Consider the following 8,210-nt stretch of genomic DNA (forward strand, 5'->3'; position numbering starts at 1 on the left):
ACGAGCTACGACCCCGGCGGGGCCATCGATGCGATGTCGCTCTACAACAGCGAGATCGTGTCGGACCTCTATCTGAGCTACCGCGGCATGTTCTCCCTGGATGGCTTGCTGCAATACAATTCGACCGGAATGTCGCCGCTGCTTGCCGACTTTGGCCTCTTCCTGTCGGACTTCGGCTTGGCCACGCCGGCTGCCAACGCGTCGCCCAGCGCGAGCTTTTTTGGAATGACGCAAGGCGACTATGACGCCCTGGCGCTGCAATTCGTGCTGAAAAAGCCTGACAACATCTCCGGGGACAGCCGCGTCATCGATCAGTACAATCAGTATTACGGCCAGTATGTCGCCCTGTTCCGGGCCTATGAGACCGAGCTGATCGCGGTCAACAAGAACGGCGTCAACGCAGGCGTCTTCGGCGTCTCGCCCATTTCGGGCGGTGTCGTGCTGTCCTATTCGGACTACGCCGCGGTGCTGGGCGCGCTTGATGGCGCCCTCCAACTCGATCCGGCCGCGATCAGGATTCCTGTGCCGGTCACCACGGCGGACGTCTACTACAACCTGAAAGCCAAGACCGGCGCTATCACGTTCGATCCGAACACCGGTTTTGCGACGGCGACGACTCAGGATTACGTCACCCAGTGGACCGCCTATTTCTACAACGTCATTAATGCTAATCTGGAGAACAGTGAATTCACGACCCTGTCGAATACGGTCGGCCAGCCGACCCTGGCCAAGGCCACCGCCGCCGACTTCAAGGCGGGTGACGTTGCTGCGATCCCGGTGACACCCCCGGCGCCGCCACCAGCCTACACGACGCTACAGGAGTCCACCTACGCTCCGAGCGTCAATAACCCGGTGCACCCGGCTGATAAGATCGCCAACAACCCGGCAGTCTACAGTGTGCCAGGCGTGGCCAGCGTCACCGTTCTCAATACGACGGCGGCGGCGTCGGTCATGTCGAGCGTCGTCAGCGGCAAGGGCAGCTTCTCCTATGACTTCGTGGCGGGCGCCGTCTTCGGCCCGAACAACGCCCTATCGCTCGACCCGAACGCGGTCGTGCCGACCTCGTCGCTGTCGTCCTCGGTCACCGGCAACATCACGATCGACGGGCACACTTCCTATGTCGACCCGTTGGGACGGTCTGTGGCTGGCGCCCAACTGACGGTCTACATCCCGACCCTGGTGCGCACCGGGACCGGCTCGATCACGATGTCCGCGGCCGGCAACGTTGCGTTTCTCGACACGACCATGCCTGGCGCGGTCTACACCGCCGGTGCCGCCATCGATACGCCGGCTGACTTCACCGCGCCGTCGTTGCCCGCGCGCTACACCAGCACACCGAACGGACTCGTCAGCACGCCGGCCTGGACGGTCGGCGGCGGCACGGTGACGGTGAATGCCGGCGGCTCGATCATCGGCATCGAGACGCCTGTCGATGCCGATGCCACCCAGACCGGCTTCAAGGGCGCGCCCACCGGCGAGCTGTGGAGCTCCTGGTACTACCGCACGGGACAATCGAACGGCAGCCCGACGCCTTTCTCGAGCTGCGTCTGCCAGACCGCGGCCTGGGTCAATTTCGCGACCTTCTTCCAGGGCTTTGGCGCGCTCGGCGGCGGAGACATCACGCTGACCGCGGGGGCCGATATCAAGGACATCGGCGCGTCTCTTCCCGAGACGCTCGTGGTCGGCGGCGGCGTCACGCCCAACGATCCACCGCACATCCGCTACTATGGGGGCGGCGATCTGCGCGTGACCGCCGGCGGCAACCTGCTGAGCAGCGATTTCCTGGTCGGCCGCGGCACCGGCCAGATCCAGGTCGGCGGCTCCATCGTGCTCGATCCATCGGTCACGGTGCCGGCCAGCGTCAGCAATCCGCAGGGCAGCCGCATCTTCTTGCCGCTCCTGCTCGCCGTGCAGGACGGTTTCATATCCCTCGCGGCGAAGGGGTCGATCACGATCGGCGGCATCTACGATCCGACCGCGGTGCCGAGCAACGCCGAGACGCTGACATTCTCCTCGGCGCTGCCTGCCGACGACGGTCACACCTTCGGCAGCTTGTTCACGTCATTCGGTCCCGACAGCGGCGTTTCCGCGCTGAGCGTATCGGGTGACGTCACGGCGCTGACGGTACCGACCGCGGTGTCGGTGTTTGTGCATCGACCGCAGGGGTCGACGTTGAGCACTGTTCGGGCCGGACTTCTGCTGCCGGCCACGTTCGAGCTGACTGCGCTCGGCGGCAGCATCGCGGTCAATACGGCGCTTCCGTCGCCCGACGGTGATGGCAATCCGGCGAATCTGGTGCCCTATCCGACTCGGGTCGGCGACGACATCGGCACTCTGAGTCTCGTGGCCGCGGGCTCGATCAGCCTTGGCCAGGGCCTGTCGATGCCCGGGCTCAGCACCTCGTCCTCGCAGTACGTCGCCAATGACAACGGCATCTCGCGGGACAACTACATCAGCCCGCTCGGCCTGCCGGAGCCCAACCTGACCGTGGCCCTGCATGCCAACGATCCCAGTCCCGTCATCATCGTCGCCGGTCAGGACATCCTTGCGTTCAATCCCATCAACGGGTCGCGAGCCACGGTCAATCTCGTGAAGCCGGCCGAGATCGAGGCGGGACACAACATCAACGCCCCGGGCTTTCGGTTCAGCGGCCAGAACAACATCCCGACCGACATCACCAGCATCGTCGCCGGCAACGACTTCACCGGCGGGACCTATTCGCTGTCCGGTCCGGGCATCTTCCTGTTGCAAGCGGGGCATGATCTCGGGCCGTTCACCGGGTCGGGGGCGCAAGTGGGAACGACCATTGCGGGCATTACCACGAGCGGCGCCAGTAGCGCGCCCGGCGGCGGCGTCGTGCAGGGCGCCGAGCTCGACCTCCTGTTCGGTGTCAAGCCTGGCGTCAACTACGCGGGAATCATTGCCGCGTACGGCGATCCGTCGGCCCCGAACGGCATCGATCTCGCTTCCGGCATCGTCACCGAACTCCAGGCCTTGGCCAATCAACTGATCCAGTCGCGGCAGCTGGGGCTCGTCGTGGCCGGTGTCGGGAGGCTGACGACCGGTGACCCGGCGAAGGCCTTCCAAGGCATGAACACCGATCAAATCGATCGGGCGCTGGCCAATCTGGCCGCGACGGCCGGCTTCATCGATCCCAAGACGCACAACCCATTGGCCTTCAATGCGACGGCCTCCGACATTCAGAAGCTCCTGCAGCCGCAATCGGTGTTGCAGCTCTACCAGCAGGTCTTCAACCTGATCGTTCAAACCGCGTCGGCCGCAGGCGTCACCAACACGGTGAAGCTGTCGCCGGCCGATGCGGCCACGCTGTATCAGGCGATGTCGAGCTTGAAGCTCAACCAGGAGCTCGACGCGCTCGCGGTCCAGGCCGGGCTCACCAATCTCAGCTTCGATCTGACCACGCTGGATCTGCCAGCGTTGCAGCACCTGCAGCAGCAGATGCAGTTCGCTTTGGACAGGAATTTCCTCAACCTGCTCACCCAGGTCGGCAAGGATTATCACGACCCGTCGAGCCAGTACTTCCAGCAATATGCCCGTGCCTACCAGGCGATCGCCACGCTGTTCCCGGCGAGCTTCGGCTATACCGACAACGGCGATAACGGCAGCAACGGCGCTGCGGCGAGGATTACGACCGGCCATCTCAACATCGCCGCGTCCGTGGTGGAAACCCAGAGCGGCGGCGACATCAACATTGTCGGACCGGGCGGCGGCATTACCGTGGGCCATACCACGCGCGACGCGCTTGCGCCGAACCAGGAGGGCATCCTGACGCTCGCCGGTGGCACCATCCGCGTCTATACCGACGGCTCGATCCTGCTCAACCAGAGCCGCATCATGACCGAGCAGGGCGGCGACGTCGATCTGTTCACCGCCAACGGCGACATCAATGCCGGCTCCGGGCCGAAGTCCTACGTCTCCAGTCCGGCGCTGAGCGAAAGCTGCGACGTCAACGGCTTCTGCACCGTCAATCCGCAAGGGCTGGTCACCGGCGCCGGCATTGCGGCGCTGACCACGCTGCCGGGCGAAGACAAGAGCAAGAGCAACGCGAACCTGTTCGCACCGCACGGCACGATCGACGCCGGCTCCGCCGGCATCCGCGTCGCCGGTACGCTGAACATCTATGCGTTGCAGATATTGAACGCCTACAACGTTCAGACTCAGGGCGTGGCGATCGGCCTGCCGGCCGTTGCGGGCCCGCCGGCGCTGGCGCTGGCGACCGCGAACAACACGGCCGGCAGCATGGTCAAGTCCGAGGCGCCACAGGCCGGCAATTCGGACAAGCCCTCGGTCATCATCGTCGAGTTTCTGGGCTTCGGCGGTTCGGAGGACGATACCGGCGCGCCCGCGCAGTCGAAGGATGACAGGGAGCGGAGGAGCAGCAACGAGCCGAGCTACGACCCCGGAAGCGCCTTCAGGCTGATCGGCAACGGCGCGTTGACGCCGGATCAGGAAAGGAGCCTGACCGAGCAGGAACGCAGCAGGCTCCGGCAGCTCGAGCTCAGTCACGCGCTCTGACGTCGGGCCTCGTGCCGGAATGATCGCAGCGACGACGGCGATCGACGGACCTGCAAATCGTCAGTGCCCGATCCGGACCGCGATGTCCGGGTCGAGGCGCGAGTAAGGGCCTTGGCGTTCACCGCGGATTGGTGTTGCTCCAGGTGGGCCTTGCATTGGTCACGCCGACCGAAGGCCAGTTGTACGACCCGATCGACGGGGCGGTGACGGTTCCAACGGACGGGCCGGAGCTCCCATAGTTTCCATTTCGCGGCATCGAAACGCCGGCCGTGGTGCTGTAACCGGTGGATTGCACGGACGAGCCGTAGTGCTTGGCGTGTCTGTGCTTTTTCGCTTCCGCCGCAAAGGGCGTGGCAGCGAGTCCCATCGTCACGAGCGTGGCAATTGCCAATCTGGTCGTCGTCATGGTCGGTCTCCTTCCCATCCGGAGATAAGTCGCGAAGGAACCGTTTGCTCGACCGATCGCGCGCTTGTGTAGCCTCCGGCTGTTCCGTCGACCCCAATTCCCGCCAAAGCGCCGCGTTGAGGCCGCTGCGCGTCGGGATATCTCTCCGAACCTCTCGACTAACCGGAGCGACATGGAGCCGGACCGCGACCTGATTGCCGGGTCGCATGGAGCGTCCTTCAGGTCCAATGAGTTGTCGCGCCAGACCAACACGGACTTGATTCCAACCGGCAATGATCTGCAGCACCGATGTCAGCAGCGTTGGATCAATAGCGATCGTCACATTCACGACCGCATGATTTTTTGTCGCCCCGCCTGCCGTTCCGGCGAAAAGTTGGGCGTGACGAGTGTTGGCAGAGCGGTCATGGGAGATGGCTTGATGCAAACGGGTCGTGCAGCGCGGGCCGGCCCCAGGCGAAGATTCGAGGCCCACAGCCAAGACCGCCATGATCGTCTTCGAACGTACCCCCGAATCGAGGCTCCAATGCTGAAACCGCGAATCCTGTCGCGCACCCCGCCGGCGGGCCATCACGCTCCCCATGAATGGTAGGTCCATTCGAGACGGTGCGGTGCGCTCGGACAATCGTCAAGATCGCCTCGAGAGCTGCGCGGGGGAGCCTCCCGGTTGTTGCCCCGATCGACCTGACCGATCAGGCCGGCTTCTCGTTGCCGCCTCACTCGCGCAGCAGCGCCGCCAGATCGTCCATCGCGGCGCGGAGCCGGTTCGACGCCCTCGCGGCGCCGACCGCGAGGAATTTTGATCCGTCGGAGCCCGGCTCCGCGGCGGCCAGCGCGCGCAGCGGCGTGAGCACAGGCCACGCCGGCTGCGGCAGCGCCGGATCGTGCTTGAAGCGATCGCCCTCGGTGTAGTCGAGCGGCACCAGCACGCGCGAGAGGCGCAGGAGCTGCTCGTTGAGCCGGCCGCAGGCGGCGTCGTCGACGGGCGGCGCCGATTTGAGCTGCGCCGCCTTCTCGACGCATTGGTCGACCGACGAAACGAGATCGGGCGGCACCGCGACGCCGATCTTCTCCAGCTCGCTCCGCAGCGAAGCAAGCTGCGCCGCCGGGTCGAGCGGCAGCACGGGATCGGTGAGCAATCGCGAGAGCGTGTGCACGACCACGCGGGTGTCGCGCACGAGAAAGTCGCGATCGACCTTGTCGATCAGGTCGTGCGGGGTGTGCCACCACCAGCCCAGCGCATTGCGCATCTTCACCGGCGAGGGCGGCTGGTGGCTGATGCTGCCATACATCGAAGGGATGCCGATGCCCCAGAACGACTGGTCGCTGGAGCGCGACGGGCGGTGGCCGGCATGGTTCTGCCCGGTCTCGGCCGCGGTCACCTCCGCGGCGAGGCCGGCCAGGCTGGAGACCACGCCGTTCTCGGTCAGCACCGTGGCGCCGATCCCTCCGGTGGAATCGACGTTGACATGGGCGATGCAGCGCTTCTCCAGGTCGCGCCAGTTCTGGTCGACATACCAGGTCGAGCCGGAATAGCGGCCGTGCGAATGGCCGGACCAGAAGCAGACGCGCAAGCCGCGCCGCCACGCCTTCGCCTCGGTCGCGAGCAGACGCGCGGCTTCCAGCATGGTGGCGTTGGCGCTGCCATTGTCCATCACGCCGTAGTACCAGGTGTCGTGATGGCCGGAGAGCAGGACGAAGGGGCTGTCCTTGCCATGCGGCCCGTCGATCTCGCCGACCAGAAGCTGCGTCTTGCGCCAGCCGGTGTCGACCTCGGCATGCAGCGTCAGCTTCAGTTCGGCCGATTCCGACAGTTGCGCGCGCAGCGCCTCGCCGTCGGCCAGCGAGATGGTGCAGGCGACGGTCGACGGCATCTCGGCAAGCGTTTCGGCGGACGGATTGCCCCAGACCGGCGAGATGCACATCTCGTGCAGATGCTCGTGCGGTGAGACATGGAGCTGGCCGGCGGCGCCGGCCGCCTTGGCGCGGGCGGCCGCGGCCGGGCTCGCGATGCCGTTCACCAGCACGATACGGCCGCGGCAATCCTGTTTTGAAAAGTCCTCCGGTCCGCCGTCGCCGACATCGACCAGCGCCGCGGTCAGCCCGCCGGCGGGCGAGGGGAGCGAGAAGGAATGGGTGATGCTTTCAAGCGGCTTGCCATCAGCCTCGACGCGGGCAGGGCCTGGCAGGCTGATATAGGCGTCGTGCTCCAGCAGTTCGGTGCGGTAGCCATAGGAATCGAGACAGCCCTTGAGATAGACAAAGCTCTCCTTCTCTTCCGGCGTGCCGGACAGCTTCACGCGCTTGGCGAATTCCTGGCAGTGGCCCATCAGCAGGCCGCCATCGACGGCGGCGACGATCTCGGGGCTCGTGCTCATTGCAGCGCTCCTTGCACCAAGACGGTGGCGGCGCGGATCGCCGCGACGTAGCGGTTCTGGCCGCGCATCAGCTCGACCTCGGCAAAACGTCGCAGCTCCGGCGACATCAATGGCAGCTCGGCCGCGACCGCAAGCGTCGGCAGCGGCGGCACGGTGTAGGCCGGATCATGCCGGAAGCGCGGCTCCCGCGTGTAGTTGATGGGGACCAAGAGGCGCGACAACTGCTTGAGGACGGCGTTCTTCCTGGCCGCCGGCGCGCCCGACCGCTGCAGGCTCGCCAGCGCCTCCTTGAGCGCCGTCGTCGCGCCGCGGGCGGCCGACAGATCGGCGCCTTCCGACGCCTTCTCGTAACGGGCGATCGTTGCCAGGAATTCGTCGCAGGTCGCGCCCCAGTCGAACGGCAACAGCTCCGCATTGACAATGCGGAGTGTCGCCAGGAGATAGATGCGCATGTCGGTCAGCAGGATGTCGCGATCGGCGATCTCGATCGTGTCGTTCTCGGTGTGCCAGGCGATGTTGGCGCCGCAGCCGGAGACGTCGTAATAGTTCTTTTCGCGCCTGAGCGCCTCGGGCATGGTCGAGGACAGCATGAACAGGCTCGGCAGGCCGATATTGTTGAAGCTGTAGTCGCCGGCCTGCGGCGGCCGCATCGTCCTGATCTCGGCCGCGGGCACGATGTCGCGAATGGCGTCGGTGGCGAGCGCGGCGGATTCGGTGAAGGCGCGCGTCTCGTGAAAGCTCGTCGCCCAGCGGCAGCCGGGACTGTCGCAGTTGATCTGCGCGACGCAATGCTCGTCGAGCTCGATGGCAAAGCGATCCGTGAACCAGGTCGAGCCCGCATAGCGACCGGTCGAGTGACCCGGCCACCAGGCGAGCTTGACCGAGCGGTCGAG

General features: G+C 65.7%; 3 protein-coding genes and 1 pseudogene. 1 reads left to right on the plus strand and 3 read right to left on the minus strand.

All coding sequences use genetic code 11. The annotated features are described in order from the left end of the window. Positions 1–4,536, plus strand: a 4,536-nt coding sequence (locus JOY90_RS17340) for a filamentous haemagglutinin family protein (protein WP_291692343.1), incomplete at its 5' end; no start/stop codon positions are given. A 118-nt stretch (positions 4,537–4,654) separates the two neighbouring features. Here the strand turns inward: JOY90_RS17340 and JOY90_RS17345 are convergent. The 3 genes and pseudogenes from JOY90_RS17345 to JOY90_RS17355 form a co-directional block, all read right to left on the minus strand. Further along, positions 4,655–4,942, minus strand: a complete 288-nt coding sequence (locus tag JOY90_RS17345) for a hypothetical protein (RefSeq protein ID WP_291692344.1) — start codon at positions 4,940–4,942, stop codon at positions 4,655–4,657. A gap of 713 nt (positions 4,943–5,655) precedes the next feature. Next, positions 5,656–7,317 carry a M28 family peptidase gene (locus tag JOY90_RS17350; RefSeq protein WP_291692345.1) on the minus strand — a complete coding sequence of 554 codons (1,662 nt, stop codon included), beginning with the start codon at positions 7,315–7,317 and terminating at the stop codon, positions 5,656–5,658. Next, positions 7,314–8,210, minus strand: a pseudogene (locus tag JOY90_RS17355) (peptidase M28); the annotation flags it as partial. The pseudogene JOY90_RS17355 and the gene JOY90_RS17350, both read right to left, overlap by 4 nt.

The organism is Bradyrhizobium sp., from assembly GCF_019242285.1.
Lineage (GTDB): Bacteria > Pseudomonadota > Alphaproteobacteria > Rhizobiales > Xanthobacteraceae > Bradyrhizobium.